The 19863-nt window shown below is 52.9% G+C and carries 20 protein-coding genes; 16 read left to right on the forward strand and 4 right to left on the reverse strand.

Annotated elements, in window-relative coordinates:
* The first annotated feature begins 47 nt into the window (after nucleotides 1–47).
* The 3 genes from yjbM to ACYVUU_RS03005 are packed head-to-tail and all read left to right on the forward strand — an operon-like array spanning nucleotide 48 to nucleotide 2379.
* Nucleotides 48–680: a GTP diphosphokinase gene (yjbM, locus tag ACYVUU_RS02995; RefSeq protein ID WP_412135955.1), complete on the forward strand. Its 633-nt coding sequence runs from the start codon at nucleotides 48–50 to the stop codon at nucleotides 678–680.
* Entirely contained in the window at nucleotides 677–1474 is a 798-nt protein-coding gene (locus ACYVUU_RS03000) for an NAD kinase (RefSeq protein ID WP_439775058.1), read from the forward strand. The genes yjbM and ACYVUU_RS03000 overlap by 4 nt, the downstream gene beginning before the upstream one ends.
* Nucleotides 1475–1488: 14 nt before the next feature.
* Nucleotides 1489–2379 (forward strand): RluA family pseudouridine synthase, encoded by an 891-nt coding sequence (locus ACYVUU_RS03005; protein WP_439775057.1) that lies wholly within the window; start codon nucleotides 1489–1491, stop codon nucleotides 2377–2379.
* A 67-nt stretch (nucleotides 2380–2446) separates the two neighbouring features.
* On the opposite strand, the gene ACYVUU_RS03010 is transcribed toward ACYVUU_RS03005, so the two are convergent.
* From ACYVUU_RS03010 to ACYVUU_RS03020, 3 genes are all read right to left on the reverse strand, one after another.
* Nucleotides 2447–2635, reverse strand: coding sequence for a hypothetical protein (locus ACYVUU_RS03010; protein ID WP_484499906.1), 189 nt, complete (start codon nucleotides 2633–2635; stop codon nucleotides 2447–2449).
* Between the two features lie 71 nt (nucleotides 2636–2706).
* On the reverse strand, nucleotides 2707–3534 hold the full coding sequence (locus ACYVUU_RS03015) for an undecaprenyl-diphosphate phosphatase (protein WP_484499237.1): 828 nt from the start codon (nucleotides 3532–3534) through the stop codon (nucleotides 2707–2709).
* Between the two features lie 23 nt (nucleotides 3535–3557).
* Entirely contained in the window at nucleotides 3558–4568 is a 1011-nt protein-coding gene (locus ACYVUU_RS03020; protein ID WP_484499907.1) for a lactonase family protein, read from the reverse strand.
* A 164-nt stretch (nucleotides 4569–4732) separates the two neighbouring features.
* Between ACYVUU_RS03020 and ACYVUU_RS03025 the strand changes: the two genes are divergently transcribed.
* The 13 genes from ACYVUU_RS03025 (at nucleotide 4733) to ACYVUU_RS03085 (ending at nucleotide 19148) form a co-directional block, all read left to right on the forward strand.
* Nucleotides 4733–5113, forward strand: coding sequence for a PTS glucitol/sorbitol transporter subunit IIA (locus ACYVUU_RS03025; protein ID WP_439775290.1), 381 nt, complete (start codon nucleotides 4733–4735; stop codon nucleotides 5111–5113).
* 9 nt (nucleotides 5114–5122) lie between these two features.
* Nucleotides 5123–6304, forward strand: a complete 1182-nt coding sequence (locus ACYVUU_RS03030; RefSeq protein ID WP_439775291.1) for an AI-2E family transporter — start codon at nucleotides 5123–5125, stop codon at nucleotides 6302–6304.
* Entirely contained in the window at nucleotides 6301–6858 is a 558-nt protein-coding gene (locus tag ACYVUU_RS03035) for a tRNA (cytidine(34)-2'-O)-methyltransferase (protein ID WP_484499908.1), read from the forward strand. Before ACYVUU_RS03030 ends, ACYVUU_RS03035 begins: the two co-directional genes overlap by 4 nt.
* A 32-nt stretch (nucleotides 6859–6890) precedes the next feature.
* Nucleotides 6891–7286, forward strand: coding sequence for a DUF1149 family protein (locus tag ACYVUU_RS03040; protein WP_002877037.1), 396 nt, complete (start codon nucleotides 6891–6893; stop codon nucleotides 7284–7286).
* A gap of 19 nt (nucleotides 7287–7305) precedes the next feature.
* Nucleotides 7306–9684, forward strand: coding sequence for a DNA translocase FtsK (locus tag ACYVUU_RS03045; RefSeq protein WP_484499909.1), 2379 nt, complete (start codon nucleotides 7306–7308; stop codon nucleotides 9682–9684).
* A gap of 5 nt (nucleotides 9685–9689) precedes the next feature.
* On the forward strand, nucleotides 9690–10913 hold the full coding sequence (locus tag ACYVUU_RS03050; RefSeq protein WP_484499910.1) for a M16 family metallopeptidase: 1224 nt from the start codon (nucleotides 9690–9692) through the stop codon (nucleotides 10911–10913).
* Nucleotides 10910–12163 (forward strand): M16 family metallopeptidase, encoded by a 1254-nt coding sequence (locus ACYVUU_RS03055; RefSeq protein ID WP_484499911.1) that lies wholly within the window; start codon nucleotides 10910–10912, stop codon nucleotides 12161–12163. The genes ACYVUU_RS03050 and ACYVUU_RS03055 overlap by 4 nt, the downstream gene beginning before the upstream one ends.
* Nucleotides 12160–12888 carry an elongation factor P 5-aminopentanone reductase gene (gene ymfI / locus ACYVUU_RS03060; protein ID WP_439775296.1) on the forward strand — a complete coding sequence of 243 codons (729 nt, stop codon included), beginning with the start codon at nucleotides 12160–12162 and terminating at the stop codon, nucleotides 12886–12888. The genes ACYVUU_RS03055 and ymfI overlap by 4 nt, the downstream gene beginning before the upstream one ends.
* Before the next feature lie 68 nt (nucleotides 12889–12956).
* Nucleotides 12957–14102 (forward strand): helix-turn-helix domain-containing protein, encoded by a 1146-nt coding sequence (locus tag ACYVUU_RS03065; protein WP_484499912.1) that lies wholly within the window; start codon nucleotides 12957–12959, stop codon nucleotides 14100–14102.
* Between the two features lie 44 nt (nucleotides 14103–14146).
* Nucleotides 14147–14710, forward strand: a complete 564-nt coding sequence (pgsA, locus tag ACYVUU_RS03070) for a CDP-diacylglycerol--glycerol-3-phosphate 3-phosphatidyltransferase (protein ID WP_439775298.1) — start codon at nucleotides 14147–14149, stop codon at nucleotides 14708–14710.
* 208 nt (nucleotides 14711–14918) lie between these two features.
* Complete coding sequence (gene recA / locus ACYVUU_RS03075; RefSeq protein WP_439775299.1) at nucleotides 14919–16031, forward strand: recombinase RecA; 1113 nt, start codon at nucleotides 14919–14921, stop codon at nucleotides 16029–16031.
* Between the two features lie 149 nt (nucleotides 16032–16180).
* The gene (rny, locus tag ACYVUU_RS03080) at nucleotides 16181–17824 is read left to right on the forward strand and encodes a ribonuclease Y (RefSeq protein ID WP_484499913.1); all 1644 of its coding nucleotides are present in this window, start codon (nucleotides 16181–16183) and stop codon (nucleotides 17822–17824) included.
* Between the two features lie 103 nt (nucleotides 17825–17927).
* Nucleotides 17928–19148 carry a glycosyltransferase family 4 protein gene (locus tag ACYVUU_RS03085; RefSeq protein ID WP_439775301.1) on the forward strand — a complete coding sequence of 407 codons (1221 nt, stop codon included), beginning with the start codon at nucleotides 17928–17930 and terminating at the stop codon, nucleotides 19146–19148.
* Between the two features lie 51 nt (nucleotides 19149–19199).
* On the opposite strand, the gene ACYVUU_RS03090 is transcribed toward ACYVUU_RS03085, so the two are convergent.
* A complete protein-coding gene (locus ACYVUU_RS03090; protein WP_484499914.1) occupies nucleotides 19200–19859 on the reverse strand; it encodes a YigZ family protein in 660 nt (219 codons plus the stop codon).
* Between the last annotated feature and the right edge of the window lie 4 nt (nucleotides 19860–19863).

The following is a 19863-nucleotide window of genomic DNA, read 5'->3' on the forward strand; positions in this document are numbered from 1 at the left end:
AACATCTATGTTAAAATGAATTTGTTTGAGATGGAAGGAAAATGTCTGTGATTACTGATTGGGATACTTTTTTATGGCCATACAATGAAGCCGTAAATGAACTAAAAGTTAAATTCAGAGCTCTCCGGCAGAGTTTCTTGACCAAGGGAGAGCATTCACCAATAGAATTCGTGGTTGGCCGGGTGAAAACGGTCGACTCCATTAAAGAGAAAATGCAGCGGCGGGTCATCAGCCCGGACGTGATCGAAACCGACATGCAGGATATTGCCGGCATCCGGATCATGTGCCAGTTTGTCGACGACATCTACCGGGTCGTTGACCTGCTTCACGCCAGAGACGACCTGGAAGTCGTCGAAGAGCGCGACTATATTCAAAACGCCAAGCCGTCCGGCTACCGGTCCTACCACATGGTGGTGGCCTACACGGTTTATTTGCCAGAAGGGTCCAAGCGCCTTTTGGCGGAAATCCAGATCCGGACTTTGGCCATGAACTTCTGGGCCACGGTAGAGCACACCTTGAACTATAAGTACCAGGGGGCCTACCCGGAAGATATTTCTGAGCGGCTCAAGCGGACGGCGGAAGCGGCCTACCAGCTGGATGAAGAGATGTCCTCGATCAGAAACGAGGTCAAGGAAGCCCAGAAGATCTTCACCAAGAACAAGGGCAAGGAAAAGTCATGAAAGTAGCTATCGTTCACAATGACCGCGTGACCACCCAGGTGGCGGTCCGGCACCTGCAGGTGCTGCTCGCGGAAAAAGGCATTTTGCAGGACCAGCAGCATCCCGACCTGGTAATTTCCGTCGGCGGTGACGGGACTTTGATCTCTGCCTTTCACAAGTACAAGCAGCAGCTGGACAAGGTCTGCTTTGCCGGCATTCACACCGGCCACTTAGGCTTTTATACCGACTGGCGGAACTATGACATGGAGAAGCTGGTTGATGCCTTGGCCAGCCACCCCGTTGAAGAAAATGAGGTGGGCTACCCGCTTTTGGACATGAAGGTAACCACCAGCTGCGGGGAGCGGCGCTTTTTGGCCCTAAACGAAGCCTCAATCAAGCGGATTTCCAAGACCATGGAAGCTGAGGTCTGGCTCGGGGGCGAGCGCTTTGAGAATTTCCGGGGTGACGGGCTCTGCGTGTCAACTCCGACCGGGTCAACGGCCTACAGCAAGTCCTTGGGCGGAGCGGTGATCCACCCCCGCCTCAAGGCCCTGCAGCTGACGGAAATCGCTTCGATCAACAACCTGGTCTTCCGGACGGTGGGCTCGCCCGTTGTTATCGCACCGGATGAATGGATCACCATCGTGCCGAAGATTTCCGACCGGGCGGTTGTAATCGTCGATGGGGAAAGAATCAACCTGACCGATGTGCAGAAAGTAGATTACAGAATAGCGGCGGAAGAGATTCGCTTTTACCAGTATGGCCACCACCATTTTTGGGAGCGGGTCAACGACGCCTTCATTGGTGACAGATAGTGCAAGTATACAAAATGATTGTTGAGAAAAATGACCCAGGCCAGCTGAGTCATTTTTTGCTGAAAAAAGGCTTTTCCCGCCGGGCCGTCAACAACTGCAAGAACCACGGCGGGATGATGCTGGTCAACCATCACCGCAGAAACGGGAGCTATCGGCTAAAAGAAGGGGACGTGGTCCACTTCTTGATGGGGCAAGAGCCAGTCAACCCCTGGCTGAAGGTCTCCCGCCGGCCTCTGGCCGTCGTTGAAGAAACGGCCGATTATTTGGTAATCAACAAGCCCGCTGGCCTATTATCGATTCCTTCCGGCTTTCATGCTGAAGACGCGGTGATCAACCGGGTGCTGGCTTATTTTGAAAAGCAAGGGGTCAACCCAGCCTATGTCAAGCCCCACATCGTGACCAGGCTGGACCAGGACACTTCTGGCCTGGTCCTCTTAGGCAAGAACGCCATCGCCCATGACCGCTTCAGCAAGCTGGGCAAGGATGCTTTTATCAAAAAGTACCACGCAATCGTACATGGCAACTTCGCTGAAGGAGATTTAAGCGGCTTGATCGACAAGCCCCTGGCCCGGGTGGGCGACACGGTCAAGCGGGAGGTCAACCCGAACGGGCAAAGGGCCTTGACTGAATACCGGGTGATCGACCAGGTCCCAGGAGCCAGCCTAGTTGAGCTCCGCCTATTGACCGGCCGGACCCACCAGATCCGGATCCACATGGCGTCTATCGGCCACGTTCTTTATGGAGACGACCTTTACGGGGCCAGGGATGCTTTTGCCCGCCAGGCCTTAAACTGCTTCTACCTGGCCTTTCCCAACCCCTTCAGCGGGGAAGAGCGGGAAATCCAAATTCCAGACCCGGAAGACATGCAGGGCTTGTGGCGCCAGCTCAAGCAGGAAGCAGAATAATAATCCAGATACCAAAAAAGGAGACAGGCAGTCCTGTCTCCTTTTGTTATTTGTCTGTATCTATTTTTTACGCGTTTGAGATTACTGCCCAGGCCAGGCCCCCAAGGGCACAGATGGCCAGCAGCGGCAAAACTACTGAGCTGATCAAGGCAATGGCCAGGCCGACCCCGATCAAAAAGATCAGAACCCGCCAGAGGGCCACGCCCATCTTCCAGCAGAGCCACAAAATAAATAGTAAGCAAAGCAAACTTAACATGTTTATTCACCGTCCTCTAGCTTGCTATCCTTAAGCAATAATCATAGCATATTTTCGCGTGAATACAAGTATTACGCAAAGACCAGACCGCAGATGATGACGATGATCCCCAAAACAATCCGGTACCAGCCAAATGGCTTGAAATCGTGGGTCTGCACGTACTTCAGCAGGAACTTGATTGACAGGTAGGCCACGATGAAGGAGACGACCATGCCGACCAAGAGGATGGCCAGCTGGTTGCCGACAAAGACGTGGCCGGCCTTGAAGAACTTGACCAGCTTCAAAAGTGAAGCCCCGAACATGGTCGGGATGGCCAGGAAGAAGGAGAACTCAGTTGCCACGTAGCGGCTTGAGCCGATCAGCATGGCCCCCAGGATGGTTGCCCCGGACCGGGAAGTCCCCGGGATCATGGACAAGACCTGGAAGCAGCCAATCAAGAGAGCCGTCTTGTAGCTCATCTTGTTTAAGTCGGTCAAGCTTGGCTGACGCTTGGCGTAGTAGTTTTCCAAGATGATGAAGAGGACACCGTAAATGATCAAGGTGGCGGAAATTACCTGCCAGGAAGTCATGTTTTCTTCCAGCCAGTCATTCAGCGGTAGGCCGATGATGATTGACGGCAGGACGGCCACGATGACCTTGAACCAGATCTGCCAAGTCTGTCCTTTTTCCCGCTTGCTTTTTGATGAGGCAAAAGGATTCAGCTTGTTAAAGTAAATTACGATGACGCTCAAGATGGCCCCCAGCTGGATGACAACCATAAACATGTTGATGAAGCTGGTCGGCTGGTCTAATTTGATGATGTAGTCGGCCAGGTAGAGGTGGCCAGTTGAGGAGATCGGCAGAAATTCCGTAACCCCTTCGATGATGCCGAGAATGATGGCTTTGAAAATGTCTAGCATGTTACTAAAAAAATACTCCTAACTTAATCGGTAAATAAAACTCTGGTGCCTTCTGGGACCGCGATGTCCTTTTCCAGCGGGGTCAAAGTCCCATCACTTTGCCGTTGGTAAAGGGTGGCGTTGTTGCTGTTTTGGTTGGCGGCAACGACGTACTTTTCTTCTTCATCCCAGTTGAAGTCCCGTGGGAATTCGCCAAAAGTCGACACCCGCTGGACCATCTTCAAGGCCTGGTCTGGCAAAACGGCAAAGACAGCGATTGAGTCGTGGCCGCGGTTGGACACGTAAAGGAACTTGCCGTCACTTGACAGGCGGATGGCTGCTGCCCCGTTATGCTGGTCCCAGCTTTCCGGAATAGTTGAATAGGTTGCCAGGGACCGGAACATCCAGTTTTCCTCGTCAAACTTGACCACGTTGACCTGGCTGGACAATTCACCGGCCACGTAGAAGTACTTGCCGTCTGGTGAAAAGGCCAGGTGGCGGGTACCAAAGCCGTCTTCATTTTGGTAGCTGGCCAGATGTTCAAGCTTTTGCCCGTCAAAGCCGTAGAAGTCGACTCTGTCTTGGCCCAAATCGCAGGAAACCAGGTGCCCGCCCGGAGTTTCGTCAAAGTAGTGTGGGTGAGCGCCGGCTTGTTCAGGCCGCGGCCCTAAAGCCTTGTTTTCGTGCTTGACCTGGTCAAGCAGGGTCAGCTGGCCCTGGTCATCATAGCTGATGACGGCCAGGACGCCAGTGTGGTAGTTGGCCGTGTAGAGCAGCTTCTTTTCCTTGTTGATGCCGATGTAGGCTGGTGAAGAGCCTTCGTGCAGCAGCTGGCTGACCAGCTTGCCGTTTTGAAAGGCCGCGATGCCCCCCTGGCCGTTTTCATTCTTAATAGTAAAAATGAACTGGCCGTCTTTTTGGAAATAGGTTGGCCCGCCAACTTCGACGACGTTTCTTCTTTGTTCCAGATGGGCTTGGTCACCGGAGCCGATAAAGTCGAACTGGTAGATCCCGGCTGACTCGTGCTTGGTGTAGCCGCCAATTAAAATATGCAATTTAAACCTCCTTATTTACTCCACAATAAGTCTAGTTTAAATATTAAGCTTATCTTTGGCAAATGTCGATAAGAGATAGTCGTCCGTAAAGAATAATTAACAATTCTGTCCTTCTTTGCTTTAAGTTAGCAGGGAGTATGTTAGAATTTAACCAGGTGATAAAAATGAAATGGATATCTACAATTAAAGAAATCGGACCAAACGCGATCAGCGAAAAAGACCGCGTTGTAATTTTGTTTGGCCAGACGGCCAATGATGAACTGCAGGACGTTTCCGTCATTCAAGCCTTTGACGATGAACAGGCTGCCCAGGCGATCGTGCTCAAAAAGGGTGACACGGTAACCATCGACGGAACGACCTTTTTGATCAACTATGTTGGCCCTATGGCGGTCAGCAACCTGCGGGCTTTGGAACACGCCAGCCTCTTTTTCACTGACAAGCTGCCAAAGAAGCCAATGTCCAACGCCCTCTACCTGGACTTGCCAGAAGACCAGGAAATGCCTAAGTTCAGAGTCAACGACGAAATCGTTTACGAACACCTGTAGGCTGGATTGATGAAGAAAAGAGACACGAGCCTCTTTACGGAATGGGTGCTCAACAACCGCTTCAGCGTCGGCTTAATCAACGTGCTTTTGGCTCTGGTGATCGTGCTGGTCTTCAACAAGATCTCTTTTGTCTTGAATCCGGTCAACACCTTCATCAACGCCATCCTGCCGCCAGTCTTGGTGGCCATGGTCCAGTACTATCTGATGGAGCCGCTGGTGGACAAGCTGGAAGAGAAGTTCAAGGTGCCGCGGACGGTCACCATCCTGGTGATTTTTGCCATAGTAACGGTCTTCTTGATTTGGGCAATCAATTCCTTGATCCCGGTCGTCCAGAGCCAGATTGATTCTTTGGTCAAGAACTGGCCATCAATTTGGAAGAATTCGACCAACGCGGTTGACGACCTCCTGCACAGCCCGAAGTTCAGCGGCCTGCGTGATTCTTTGCAAAAGCAGATGACATCTTTGCAGAAGAACTTTAGCAAAAGCATGGGATCAACCGTCTCCAGTGCCCTGGGCAATTTGACCAGCGCGGTCAGCGTGGCGACGGCCGTCTTCACGACCCTGGCCACGGCACCATTTTTGCTCTTCTTTATGCTGAAAGACGGGCACAAATTGCGGCCGTTTCTGGTCAAGTTTGCTCCCCAGCGCTGGGAGCAGGCAACCAGCAACCTGCTCCACGAAGTCAACCAGGCCGTGTCCTCTTACGTGATCGGCCAGGTCTCCGTGGCCATCTGCGTAGGGATCATGTTCTTCATCGGCTATACGGTTATCGGCGAGCCTTACGGGGCAGCCCTGGCAATCTGCGCCGGCTTTTTGAACCTGATCCCTTACTTTGGGACCTTTATTGGTTTGATTCCGGCCTTGATCATTGCTTTAGTAACTAATTTGCCGATGGTGGCGAAAGTTCTGGCTGTCTTCTTTATCGAGCAGATCATCGAAACCCGGGTCATCAGTCCGCTGGTTGTCGGTAACCGGCTGAAGATGCACCCGGCGACGACAATTATCGTCATGCTGGGGGCGGGCTCAGTCTGGGGCCTGTGGGGCGTGGTCGGCGGGATTCCCGCCTACGCGGTGATGAAGATCCTCTTGACCCATATCTACCAGTACTACCGGAAGGTTTCCCACCTGTATGACGACAGTTTCCAGGATGAAGGCCAGGCTGAACAAGAAGAAAAGAAAGGAAATAAATGACCAACCATATTGTTTTGTTTGAGCCGGAAATTCCCGACAATACTGGCAATATTGCCAGAACCTGCGCGGGAACCAACACGGTCTTGGACTTGATCGAGCCCTTGGGCTTCTGCTTGGATGACAAGCACCTCAAGCGGGCCGTTCTGGATTACGGCGGTGAAGTCGAAATCCGCCGCCATGACGACCTGCGGGCCTTTCTGGCCTCTTTGCCGGACAATGCCGAGATGTACTTGATCTCCAAGTTCTCCAGCAAGTCCTACACTGACGTTGACTACACGGACGAAAGCAAGGACTACTACTTTGTTTTTGGCCGGGAAACGACCGGCCTGCCGGAAACCTTCATGCGGCAATATGAGGACCGCAACCTGCGCATCCCCATGTCTGACAAGATCCGGGCCTTCAACTTGTCCAATTCGGCGGCAATCGTAATTTTTGAAGCCCTGCGCCAGCAAGGCTTTCCCCACATGGAAAAGTCCCACCACTATGACAACGACAAGCTTAAGGACGACTACAACCGTCCTGGCCGCTACCAGCGGAACTTGCCCAAGCATTAGTGATTAAAAAAGAAATTTAATGAGGTAAAATCATGGAATTTAACAAGCAGACCCCAATCATCGTTCGTGCCTTTCACTATGACCTGCTCGACGAACCAGAAGAAAAGAACGAAGTCAACGTAGCTATCCGCCAAGTGGTTGCTACCGGCGAAGACGGTGTTGAAGATGCCGGTGAAGCAGGCGGCTACTACGAAGTAGCCGTTGTCTACGACGTTACGCCAGACGAAGACAATATCATCGAAATCAGCGGGGTCAACACCCAAGTCGTTCAGCTTTTAGGCTACCACGGCGACGGCCAGGACCTGGACCAGGAAACCTACCGTCTGCTCAGCCGGCCGCTGGTTGAATACATCGAAACCTTGACTTACGAAGTTAGCCAGGTTGCCTTGGATGAACCGATCAACTTGGACTTTGAACCTAATTTCTAAGAATTGAGCAGGTGAAAAAATGCCTCGAAAGAAAAGGCAGGCTAATCGTAAAAACAAGAATAAAAAGAAAACAGAAGAATCTTTGAGCTGGGTGGTTACCGGGATCGTCTTGATCTTGGTAGCCATTTTGGCGTTATTGCGCTTTGGCTGGCTGGGCAAGCAGCTGGCCAACCTCTTGCGGCTCTTGATTGGGGACAGCTACCTTTTGGGCGGCGCGTTTCTGGCTATTTTGGGCCTGGTCATGCTGATTTACGGGCAGCCGCCCCGCTTTGGCTTTAAGCGGACCAGTGGCTTGACTTTGGCTTACCTGGGCCTTTTGTACATTCTGGCCAGCCGCTTTTTCAATATCAGAAGCATCCACAGCGAATTTTTGCCGGCCTTCAAGAATGTGATCTTTGAAGAATTAGCCCGGGCCAATGTCACTGTCAGTGTCGGCGGGGGCTGGATCGGGAGCTTTTTGTACGGGATCTTCTACCAGCTTTTAGGTCAAATTGGAGGCCTGTGCCTGGCAATTTTGAACATAATCAGCGGGGTCTTGATGTTCTTTGACGTCAAATTCCGTGACCTGGTCGCTGCTTTTCAAAAAATCAGCCGGGCCTTCATCCAGCAAAGCAAGGACGGAGCCGGCCAGCTGAGGGAAAAGTACTCTGAGTATAGAGAGCAGCAAAGGCGTCAGCCCAACAACCGGGAGAAGTTGACCGACCCTTGGGGGACCAGCCAGGAAGAAGCTAGGCCCGCAAAGCCAGAGAAAAAAGCAAAAGAAGAGAAGCAAGAGAAGAAGGCAGCCAAGCCTTCCCTGCCGGAAATCCAGGTGGCTGAGCAGCATCCTGACCCGCCAGTTACCCATTCACTGGAACTGGATGACCTGCCCAAGCCCCGCAGCCAGGCTGAAGACGACCAGAAAATGATTCTGGCTGACCAGCAGCTTGACCATGGACTGGACAAGGGCACGGTCAGCTATGACGACAACTACCAGTTCCCGCCCCTGTCTCTGTTAAAGGCTGTCCAAGCCAGCGACCAGACGAGCGACAAGGATAAAATCGGGCAAAATACGGCTATCTTGGAGGAAACCTTCAAGAGCTTCGGGGTGGAAGTCAATGTTAAAAAGGCCATCTTGGGTCCGACCATCACCCGCTATGAAGTCCAGCCAGCCGTCGGGGTCAAGGTCTCCCGGATCGTCAACCTGGCCGATGATTTAGCTCTGGCCCTGGCCGCCAAGGATATCAGAATTGAAGCCCCGATTCCTGGCAAGCCTTATATCGGGATCGAAGTGCCCAACCAAAAGGCCCAGTCCGTGGCCTTTAAAGACGCCATGGAGCACCAGGACCAAAAGGCCAAGGACCATCCTTTGATGGTGCCTTTAGGCAAGGACGTGACCGGGCAGATCATCAGCGCTGACTTGACCAAGATGCCCCACCTGCTGGTAGCCGGGTCAACCGGGTCCGGCAAGTCCGTGGCCATCAACACGATCTTGACCAGCATTTTGATGAAGGCCCGGCCGGATGAAGTCAAGCTGGTTTTGATCGACCCGAAGATGGTCGAACTGTCTGTTTACAGCGGGGTACCCCACTTGATGATCCCAGTTGTCACTGACTCCCGCCTGGCTTCCAAGGCCCTCAAAAAAGTCGTCGACGAAATGGAGCGGCGCTACAAGCTTTTTGCTGCCGGCAGCGTCCGCAACATGGGCGAATACAACCGCAAGGTGGCTGAGAACAACCAGGACGCCAGCCGGCCAGTAATGGAGCCTTTGCCGTATATCTTAGTCGTTGTCGATGAATTGAGCGACTTGATGATGGTCGGCGGCCACGACGTGGAAAACTCCATCGTCCGTCTGGGCCAGATGGCCCGGGCTGCCGGCATTCACATGATCCTGGCTACCCAGAGACCGAGTGTGGACGTCATTACCGGTTTGATCAAGGCCAATGTGCCGTCAAGAATTTCCTTTGCCGTCTCCAGTGGGGTCGACTCCCGGACTATTTTGGACCAAGTCGGCGCTGAAAAATTGCTGGGCAGAGGGGACATGCTCTATCTGCCGATCGGAGCTTCCAAGCCGGAACGGATTCAAGGGGCCTACATCGACGTCGACGAAGTGGAAGCTGTCGTTGACTGGGTCAAGGGCCAGCAAAGCGCTGAATATGATGAGGAAATGATTCCACAGGCCGGGGATGATGACGAAAAGGGCGATGACGACGTTGACGACGAGTACTACCAGCAGGCCGTGGACCTGGTCCGCCGCCAGCAGTCAGCCAGCACCTCAATGCTGCAGCGGCGGTTCAGAATCGGCTACAACCGGGCCGCCCGCCTGATTGACGAGCTGGAAGAGCACGGGGTAGTCGGCCCGCCAGAAGGCTCAAAGCCGCGCAAGGTGCTTTTGCCGCCTGAAGGACAAGAAGAATAAAAATAATGAACGAAGAAAATATCAGCATTCAAAGCAATCAAAAATTTACCAGCGGCAACCTGGGCCTGTTTGTCCGTTTGCCGCTAACCAAGCACAATATGGCCATGGCCAGCCTGCTCTGCCGCATGCAGATGAACGAAAGCGAGCTTTTTCCAGATCCCGCCATCCAGCAGCTTGAACTGCAGCAGCGCTATTCCTTCCAGTTTGAAGCAGTCGTGCAGCTTTTTGGCAAGGAAATGATCATTTCCTACCTGGCTAATTTCGTTGAGCCCCAGGAAATCCTGGATCCGGACTACAACTACCGGCAGATAGCGGAAACTTTTACCGGCCTGGCAGCCAGACCCTTGATTACGCCAAATTCCGTCCAGCTGGCCCAAAGGCAGCTGGAAGAAGAATACCAGGAGCTCATGGCTGAGCCAAGCAACGCGGCCTTAAGCGCTTTTTTCAACAACTGGTACGCGGATCAGCCAGATTACGCGGCCAGCTTCATCGGCTCAATTGCAGATATTAAGGCCGCCACTAGCCAGGATGTCCGCCGCTTTGCTGACGCTATCAAGACTCAAGCCAGCTGCGTCTTTGGCCATGTCTACGATGCCCGCCAGGTCAAGCGGCTCTTAGCCAAAAAGCTGCAAGAAGAAGGCTGGCCGGGGCTGGCCTTGGAATTTGGCAAGCGGGATCTGTTGATTCCGGCTCCTGACTTGCGGATTGAGAAAGAAGACAAGCAGGCTAAGCAGCAGGCCCAGCTTTTCCTGGGCTATGCCTACAAGGGCCAGCCAAGCCTGCAGGACTTGGCGACCGGGACAGTTTTGCGCCAATACTTGACCGGCGACCAGTCTTCCCGGCTCTTCAGCAAGGTAAGAGAAGAAAACGGGGCGGCTTACGCGGTGGAAAGCAACTGGTATGCCGACAACGCCCTCTTTTTGGTCAATGCCGGTCTGGACCCGGACAAATTGGACCTGGCCGGGCAGATCATCGGCAAGGAAATGCAGATGGTGGCCGACGGCCGGATTGACCCGGGCCTGCTCAAGCAGAGCCGGCAGGCTCTGGCCAACCGCCACTTGCTCAACCAGGACCATGCCAGCTGGCTTTTGGCTAAAGACCTCCGCTACAAGCTTCATGCCGATTACGAGGACTTCGACATGATGGCTGCCGTCAGCCGGGTGACAAGCGGCCGGCTGGCCGACTTTGCCAAGAAGCTGTATCTGAATGAAAGCTATGTATTAAAATGATCAAACCAGAAATTATCAGAAAAGACTTCCCTTCCGGCTTCAAGGCCCAGGTGATCAGGCGCAAGGGCTTTAACCAGCGCTTTTTCGGCATCATCGTCGACTTCGGCAGCGCTGATCCCCAGCCCGTGGCCGGCCTGGCCCACTTTTTGGAGCACAAGCTTTTTGCCGCGGAAGAAGGCGACTTGTCCCTGGAATTTGAAAAAATGGGGGCCAGCGTCAATGCCTTTACCTCTTTCAATGAAACCATGTACTACGCCAGCGGGGTAAAAAATGTCGGCCCCATGATCGACCTGCTCTTCAAGCTGGTTGGCCAGCCTTACTTTACTGATGAGAATGTGGAAAAAGAAATTCCCATCATCCAGCAGGAACTGGCCATGTACCAGGATGAGCCTGACTGGATCCTGGGTGACCAGCTTTTGCGGGGCAGCTACGGAGACTGCAACTTGGCCATTGACGTGGCCGGGACCAAGGAATCGATTGCCAGCGTGACCAAGGAAAAGCTCCAGGCGGCTTATGACGAAAACTATGTAGCCTCCCGCATGTCCTTTGTTGCCTGCGGGGATTTTTCCGACAACCAGGTTCAGACTATTCTCCGCCAGGCCAAGAAACTGTCAGACCAATACCTGCGCCCCGGGAGCCCGCAAAAAGAAGCAGACTTAGTGCCGCTTTTATCAAGCGGCCAGGACTGGGTTTTGCCAGGCGGGGAAGTGCCCCTGTTTGCGGCAGCCATTCCTTTGCCAAACTTTAAGAAAGTCTTAGCAAGTCGGGATATGAGTCAAATTTTGCTGGAAATCATGCTAGAATCAAAGCTAGGTGCCGCCAGCCAATGGTTTGCCGGTGCCAGAAAAGCCGGCCTGGTCAGCCAGCCGCTTCAGATCAGCGTGACTTATACCCGGCAAGGGGCCTACGCGGTCTTATTGGGGATGAGCCAGGAAGCAGAAACTGTTTTAAGCCAGATCAAAGAAGAACTGGCGCCAGGCAGTCTTTTTGCCCCAAAGCAGGAAAAGGCAATGCGGCAGCTCTTTGAGATTCATAAAAGAAGCTGGCTGGCCCAAACCGTGCGCAGCTTGGACAATTTGTCCGGCTTTGCCGTGGAAATGGCCGAAGAAAGCCTGGATGAGGAAGACCTGTTTGCCAATGTTGAGCAGATGCAGGCCATGAATTTTGCTGATTACCGGGCTTATTGCCAGGAACTTTGCAAGGGCGCCAGCATTAACACTGCCCGCCTGCTTGAGGGGGAGGAAGAATGAAGCGAGCATTGATTTTCGGGGCAACCGGCGGCATTGGCCAAGCAATTGCCACCCGTCTGGCTGAGTCTGGCTGGTCGATGTATTTGCACTGCAACAGCAACTGGGAAGAGGCCAGCAAATTAGCTGAGGCATTGGCTGAAAAGCATCCCTTGCAGGACTTCATGCCGATCAAGCTGGACTTTTTAGCAGGCGACGACCAGCTTAGGGCTTTTGCCAGCGGACTTTTGCCAGTCAACGCGGTTGTTTTTGCCCAAGGAATCACCAACTATGACTTTCTGGGCAGCCAGAGCTCCCAGGTCATCGACCAGATCATCAAGGTCAATTTGGAGAATCCAATCAAACTGACCAAGCTTCTGGAAGGCCAGCTCCTAAAGCAAGAACACAGCCGGATCGTCTACCTGGGCTCAGTTTATGGGGGCCAGGGCAGCGCCATGGAAGCTGTCTACAGCGCCACAAAAGGTGGGATCAGCCGCTTTGCCCAGGCCTATGCCCGGGAGGTTGCCGCCAGCCATTTTACGGTCAACGTCGTGGCGCCAGGGGCGGTCAACACAGCCATGAATGCCATGTTTTCCCCGGAGACCCTGAAGGAACTGGCAGAAGAAATTCCAGCCGGCCACTTGGCCAAGCCCAAGGAAATTGCCTACTGGGTCGACTGCCTGCTGAATCCGGAAAGCGACTACCTGACCGGGCAAACGATTTACGTCAGTGGCGGCTGGCTGGAATAGGGCGACACAGCCTGGGCCATTGTGCTATAATTTATAAACGAATTTTAAAGTGATTGAAGAGGTTAATAATGTCAGGCATTGGAGAACAATTACGTAAAGCAAGAGAGGCCAAGGGCCTTTCAATTTCCGATATTGAGAAGGCTACGAAGATCCAGAGCCGCTACCTGGAAGCGATCGAAAACAACGAATTCGACAAGCTGCCAGGCGACTTTTATGTCCGGGCCTTCATCCGGCAATACGCGCAAATCGTCGGCTTGGACGGCAAGGAATTGCTGAGCCAGTACCAAGGCGAAGTTGCAAACGAAGTCACGAATGAAGTCAGTCAGCCGGCAGAAAGCCCGGCCCAAGAAGTTCATGAAGAAGCTGAAGTGCCAGCTCCAGCAGAGCCGGCGGAAAAGGAAACAGTCCGTCCAGTCAGCCGTCCAGCCAAGCGGGAAATCGCTGAAGAACCTGCCAAGGACGCCAAGTGGCGCAAGCTGGTTCCGCGCCTGGCCCTGGGCTGCGGGATTGCTCTCCTGCTTTTGATCGGGGGGATGGTCGTTGCCAACATGAGAAAGACCGGGTCAAGCAGCCAGAAGGAAAATGCTGGCTCCAGTGTCACGATCACTTCCAAGAAATCTTCCAGCAAGAAGAGCTCATCTGCTTCTTCATCATCCAAGAAGAAGACCAGCTCAATCAAGGTTGCTTCACTTGGCGGCTCAAGCTACCGGGTAACTGGCATCAAGTCCAGCACTCCTTTGGTAGTCCGCTCAAGCAAGCAAAGCATCTACTACTACGTTTCCGTTGACAATGTGATCACCAACCAGGGGACCCTGCAAAGCGGTGAAAAGCACACGGAAACTGTCAAGAAGGGGCAGACTTTGATCGTCTACTTGGGTACTGACACTGGCGTTACGGTAACCGTTAGCGGCAAGAAGATTCCATTCACCCCAATCAACGGCACTACCCGCTTGACCATCTACCTGGGTGACAGCTCTGCTTCATCATCAACTAGCTCTGCCGCAAGCAGCAGCACGAACACTAACACCAATACCAGCACCAGCACAAGCTACAGCAGCCGGACCAGTTCTAGCGTTCAAAGTTCAGCTTCAAGCCGGCCAGCTGCTTCCAGCTCCAGCGTTCAATCAAGCTCTCAAGCTTCATCCAGCGCTGCTCCAAGCAGCCAGTCATCAGCTGCTCCGTCATCATCTGCCGCTTCCAGCAGCAAGCAATAAGAGAAGAATGACCATTAAGTCTGAAAAGTGAGGAATTTAAAGCAATGAATTTACCAAATAAACTGACTGTTTTCCGAATCTTCTTGATTCCTGTCTTCATGATCCTGCTGATCGCCCAATGGCCAGCCGGCTCATTCACCCTGGCAGGGACTGAAATTCTGTGGAGCCGGGTGGTTGCCATGATCGTTTTTGCCGTTGCTTCAGCAACTGACTGGTTTGACGGCCACATTGCCCGGTCTCGGGGACTGGTAACCAATTTTGGTAAGTTTGCTGACCCGCTGGCTGACAAGATGCTGACTATGACAGCCTTCATCTTCATGGTTGAATTGAAGCTTGCCCCAGCCTGGGTTGTAGCGATCATTGTCTGCCGGGAACTGGCTGTTACCGGCCTGCGCTTGATCGTGGTTGAAAACAACGGCAAGGTTATGGCTGCAGCCATGCCTGGCAAGATCAAGACCACCTGCCAGATGCTGTCAATCATCTTCCTGCTCTTTGGCGACATCTTCCACCTGGGCACCATTTTGCTCTACCTGGCTCTGATCTTCACGATCTACTCCGGCTACGACTACTTCCATTCATCATGGGACGTCTTCAAGGGGTCAATGTAAGCATTTAGAAAATCACTATTCTTTAAAAATGAGTATCAGCGAGGTACTCATTTTTTATTTTTTCAGGCAAGTTTTGGGAAAAAAGGGCTTTTTTCTTGTACTAGTAAGTAGAGGAGAAATAATTTGAACGTTAGTTCGGATTTTTCTTGCTTTTTACCCGGCCTTCAAAGTATAATGTTTATTAGTAAGTTTCCAGGAGGGAAAAAATTTGGCTAAAGATGAAAAACAAGCTGCTCTTGAAGCTGCTTTAAAGAAAATTGAAAAGAATTTCGGTAAAGGCGCGGTCATGCGGATGGGCGAGAAGGTCGACACCCAGATCTCAACTGTTCCATCAGGCTCACTGGCCCTGGACGCGGCTTTGGGCGTGGGCGGCTACCCGCGGGGCCGGATCGTGGAAATCTACGGGCCGGAATCTTCCGGTAAGACCACTGTTGCCTTGCACGCCGTAGCCGAAGTGCAGAAGCGGGGCGGCACGGCTGCCTACATCGACGCGGAAAACGCCATGGACCCGGCTTACGCTGAAGCCCTGGGCGTGGACATCGACCAGCTGATCCTGTCTCAGCCAAACACTGGGGAAGAAGGGCTGCAGATTGCGGACACCTTGATTTCCAGCGGGGCCATTGACATTGTCGTGGTCGACTCAGTTGCTGCTTTGGTGCCGCGGGCTGAAATCGAAGGTGAAATGGGCGACTCCCACGTCGGCCTGCAGGCCCGCTTGATGAGCCAGGCCTTGCGCAAGCTCTCCGGCACGATTGCCAAGACCAAGACCATTGCCATCTTCATCAACCAGATCCGGGAAAAGGTCGGCGTCATGTTCGGCAATCCCGAAACCACCCCAGGTGGCCGGGCTCTGAAGTTCTACTCAACCATTCGGCTGGAAGTCCGCCGGGCTGAGCAGATCAAGCAGTCCACCAACGTTATCGGGAACCGGGTCAAGATCAAGGTGGTCAAGAACAAGGTTGCCCCGCCATTCAAGGTAGCTGAAGTCGACATCATGTACGGGCAGGGGATTTCCCAGTCCGGCGAACTGCTGGACATGGCCGCTGACCAGGACATCGTCGACAAGGCCGGGGCCTGGTACTCCTACCATGGCGAAAAGATCGGCCAGGGCCGGGAAAACGCCAAGAAGTACCTGGAAGAGCACCCGGACATCTACGAGGACATCCAGTCCCAGGTCCGCAAGGCTTACGGGATCGATGCTGAATCTCTGGAAGAAAAGGAAAATCCAGAGAAGATCAAGGAGCAGCGGGCTAAGAAGGCAGCTGCCCCTGCTGAAGACAAGCAAGAAGCGGCTGCAAGCCCGGAAAAGACTGATAAATAGGCCATTTTTGCCGAAAAGAAAGATTGCCAGCAAGAGCGCGGCAATCTTTTTTTGTTTCTTCAAATGCAGCTAAGGAATTGACTTGACCAAAAATGTAACATATGATTAGTAATGTGTGAATAATTCTAAATAAAAAGGCGACGTAACTCATGATGAATAATACTATATTTTTTCTCGCAACAGTCGCTGTAATTTTTCTTATTTCACTTGTCGTGGGATGCCTGATTGGTTATGCCATCCGGAAGAATGCCTGGGAAACCAAGGCAGAAAACGCCCGGCAGAGCGGGGAGGCAATTTTGGCCAAGGCGAAAGCCGAAGTCGAAGTAGCCAAGGCCGAAGTCCAGGCGCAGAAACAGGCCGCCGAAGCCGTTAAGCGGGATGCTGAAACGGAGAAGAAGGCCAAGATCCTGGAGGCCCAGGAAGAAATCAGGGATTACCGGCAGAAGGTTGAAGACGAGCTGAACGCGCGCCGCGATGAAGCGGCCCGCAAGGAAAACCGCCTTCAGCAGAAAGAAGATACCCTGGATCACCGCAGCAGCCTGCTCGATGACCGGGAGAAACAACTCACACAAAGGAAAGACCAAATCAAACAGCAGGAAGAAAAAGCTGCTGGTTTGCTGGAAGAAGCGCACGGGCTGGTAGAGAAGCAGAATGACAAGCTGCTGGAAATCTCCCACTTAGACGAAGAAGAGGCCAAGAAGATCGTCTTGGCCCAGGTCTCCGATCACCTGACCAAGGAGAAGGCGGAGATGATTCGGGCTAACGAGGAAGAAATCAGTGCCAGAGCCGACCGCTTTGCCCACCAAATCATCGTGGATGCCATCCAGAGCAGCGCGGCGGATACGGTCGCGGAAACGACCGTGTCAGTCGTGGATTTGCCAAATGATGACATGAAGGGGCGGATCATTGGCCGTGAAGGCCGGAACATCCGCTCCTTTGAAGCCATGACTGGGGTTGACCTGATCATTGACGATACGCCAAAGACGGTTACCTTGAGCGGTTTTGACTCCATCAGACGGGAAGTTGCCAAGCGGGCCCTGCAGAAACTGATCAAGGACGGGCGGATTCATCCGGCCCGGATCGAAGAGATGGTTGACAAGGCGCGCAAGGAAGTCAACGACGATATTTACGAGGCCGGCGAAAGTGCCTTGATGGAACTGGGCATCCACCGGATGAACCCGGAACTGGTCAAGATCCTGGGCCGGTTAAAGTACCGGACTTCCTATGGCCAGAACGTGCTGGCGCACTCGATTGAAGTCGGGAAGCTGGCCGGGACCATGGCAGCTGAACTTGGTTTGGATGAAAAATTAGCGGTTCGCGCGGGATTATTACACGATATTGGCAAGGCAATTGACCACGATATCGAAGGCTCCCACGTAGAAATCGGTGTTGAATTGACTCGGAAATACCATGAACCGGACTTGGTGGTCAATGCGATTGCTGCCCACCACGGCGACGTGCCGAAGCTCTCCTTTATTGCTGACCTGGTTGTGGCGGCGGACACGATTTCCTCCGCCCGGCCTGGGGCCAGAAGCGAAAGCTTGGAGAACTACATCCGCCGCTTGACCGAACTGGAAGACATTGCTGGCAGCTATGACGGCGTCAAGCAGGCATATGCCATCCAGGCCGGCCGGGAGGTCCGCGTAATGGTTGAGCCGGCCAAGATCTCAGATGATGAGACCACGGTTTTGGCCCATGAAATCCGAGACAGGGTCGAGAAAGAACTCGATTACCCAGGCAATATCAAGATCACCGTAATACGGGAGAAACGTGCCGTGGCAGTTGCCAAATAATAAAGAAAGTCCAGATTGAATTCTGGACTTTTTTGTTACCATTTGGCAAATCGCCTTAAAGCCCGGTATAATTAATTCAACTAGACTCAGAAAGCAGAATTTCATGTTTAAGATTATCGTTGACCTTTTTTTACTGGTGATCATCCAAGTGGCGATCACGCCTTTCATCCGGCGCCTGGCCTTTGTCCTGGGGGCAGTGGACAATCCTAACGCCCGCCGGGTCAACAAGAAGCCTATGCCGACTATCGGGGGGCTGGGAATTTTCGTGACCTACAACATCGGGACCTTCATTTTGCTCAGAGAGCAGTTCCCGACCCACGAGCTTTTTGCCCTCCTGCTGGCTTCCAGCGTGATCGTCTTGACCGGGATGATTGATGACATTTTAGAACTCAAGCCCGGGCAAAAAATGGCCGGGATCTTTGTCGCGGCCATGATCACATACTACTTGGCCGAAGTCAGGATGACAGAGCTGAACATTCCTTTTACCGGCCAGACTATCAACCTGCCATGGTATCTCAGCCTGCCGGTTACCATCTTCTGGATCCTGGCCTTGACTAATGCGGTCAACTTGATTGACGGCTTAGATGGCCTGGCCGCCGGGGTCTCCTGCATCTCCCTTTTGACCATGGGGATTGTCGGCTACTTCTTCTTGCGCAACCAGGGCCTGTACGTGCCGATTGCCTGCTTCATGCTGGCGGCTTGCCTAATGGGCTTTCTGCCTTACAACTTCAACCCGGCCAAGATCTTTTTGGGGGACACTGGGGCCCTCTACTTGGGCTTCATGATCTCGGTATTAGCCTTAAAAGGCTTGAAGAACGTGACCTTCATTTCTCTTTTGGTGCCGGTGATCATCTTGGGCGTGCCGATCTCTGACACGGTCTATGCCATGATCCGCCGCAAGCTGAACAAGAAGCCGATTTCCCAGGCGGACAAGCACCACCTTCACCACCAGCTGATGAACCTGGGCTTGACCCAAAGACAGACGGTGCTGGTGATTTACGCCCTGTCTTTGATTTTCTCTTTTGTGTCCATGCTCTTCCTTTTGTCGCCGCTCTGGGCCATGGCCCTCTTGCTGGTCGGTCTCTTGATCGCTGTTGAGCTCTTTGTGGAATCGATTGGCCTTTTAGGGGAAAAATACAAGCCCCTCAGTCACTTGATTAACCGCTTGGTCCTGCATAGCACCCACACCAAGGAGCCAGACGTTGAAGTCTGGCACCAGGGTGAGGCCAAGCCCCAGAAGTGGCAGGAGCGGTCTAAGGGCGGCCACCGGCCGGCTGACAAAAAGGCTACTGGTAAAAATAGCGATAAAGATAAAAAACAATAAAACTGAACAGATAAAAGAAATGACCAAGCAGAAATGCTTGGTCATTTTTGGTCAGAATCTTTTTTCTCCGCTTTTGACGGGAATTTCGTTATAGCGCTGGTCGCCCTTGATCAGGTCGGGTTCCCCGTTTAAGAGCTCGGTCAAATCGCTGATGAAGGGGTCAATCTGGTCCAGGTCGAGGTAGACGGAAATGGTGATGTTTACGCCGTATTCAGTGCCGGCAACATAGACCTCTTTCTCCTTGAGGAAGTGGTCGACCTTGTCATAGCGGTTGTAGGAGATGGTAAAAATCAATTCCTGTTGCTTGACCCGCTTGACGATGCCGATTGCTTCAGCTGCTTCGCTGACGCTGGAAGAATATGCCCGGATGAGGCCGCCGGCCCCTAATTTGATTCCGCCAAAATACCTGGTCACGACGACGGCGACATTTTTTAGGCCCATCAATTGCAGAGTCTTTAATTCCGGCACCCCGGCTGTCCCGCTTGGTTCGCCGTTGTCGCTGCTTTTGACCCGGTCATCATTGATGCCCAAGGTGTAAGCATAGGTGTTGTGGGTGGCGTCATGGTACTTTTTGCTGGTAGCGGCGATGAAGTCCCGGGCTTCTTCTTCATCCTGGACCCGGGCAAAAGTCGCGATAAAGCGGCTCTTCTTGATGACCAGCTCATGCTGGCCGTTTTCTTTGATCGTTAAAAAATCTGCTTCTTTTGACAAAAAA

The organism is Lactobacillus sp. WILCCON 0058, from assembly GCF_057198005.1.

Bases quoted from the DNA above. Each gene is read 5' to 3' on its own strand.
- ACYVUU_RS03045 (WP_484499909.1), top strand. From the start codon at position 7,306: ATGCCTCGAAAGAAAAGGCAGGCTAATCGTAAAAACAAGAATAAAAAG.
- ACYVUU_RS03085 (WP_439775301.1), top strand. From the start codon at position 17,928: ATGTTTAAGATTATCGTTGACCTTTTTTTACTGGTGATCATCCAAGTG.
- ACYVUU_RS03005 (WP_439775057.1), top strand. From the start codon at position 1,489: ATGATTGTTGAGAAAAATGACCCAGGCCAGCTGAGTCATTTTTTGCTG.
- ACYVUU_RS03030 (WP_439775291.1), top strand. From the start codon at position 5,123: ATGAAGAAAAGAGACACGAGCCTCTTTACGGAATGGGTGCTCAACAAC.
- pgsA (WP_439775298.1), top strand. From the start codon at position 14,147: ATGAATTTACCAAATAAACTGACTGTTTTCCGAATCTTCTTGATTCCT.
- ACYVUU_RS03050 (WP_484499910.1), top strand. From the start codon at position 9,690: ATGAACGAAGAAAATATCAGCATTCAAAGCAATCAAAAATTTACCAGC.
- rny (WP_484499913.1), top strand. From the start codon at position 16,181: ATGATGAATAATACTATATTTTTTCTCGCAACAGTCGCTGTAATTTTT.
- ACYVUU_RS03055 (WP_484499911.1), top strand. From the start codon at position 10,910: ATGATCAAACCAGAAATTATCAGAAAAGACTTCCCTTCCGGCTTCAAG.
- ACYVUU_RS03000 (WP_439775058.1), top strand. From the start codon at position 677: ATGAAAGTAGCTATCGTTCACAATGACCGCGTGACCACCCAGGTGGCG.
- ACYVUU_RS03025 (WP_439775290.1), top strand. From the start codon at position 4,733: ATGAAATGGATATCTACAATTAAAGAAATCGGACCAAACGCGATCAGC.
- ymfI (WP_439775296.1), top strand. From the start codon at position 12,160: ATGAAGCGAGCATTGATTTTCGGGGCAACCGGCGGCATTGGCCAAGCA.
- ACYVUU_RS03015 (WP_484499237.1), bottom strand. From the start codon at position 3,534: ATGCTAGACATTTTCAAAGCCATCATTCTCGGCATCATCGAAGGGGTT.
- ACYVUU_RS03040 (WP_002877037.1), top strand. From the start codon at position 6,891: ATGGAATTTAACAAGCAGACCCCAATCATCGTTCGTGCCTTTCACTAT.
- ACYVUU_RS03035 (WP_484499908.1), top strand. From the start codon at position 6,301: ATGACCAACCATATTGTTTTGTTTGAGCCGGAAATTCCCGACAATACT.
- ACYVUU_RS03010 (WP_484499906.1), bottom strand. From the start codon at position 2,635: ATGTTAAGTTTGCTTTGCTTACTATTTATTTTGTGGCTCTGCTGGAAG.
- ACYVUU_RS03065 (WP_484499912.1), top strand. From the start codon at position 12,957: ATGTCAGGCATTGGAGAACAATTACGTAAAGCAAGAGAGGCCAAGGGC.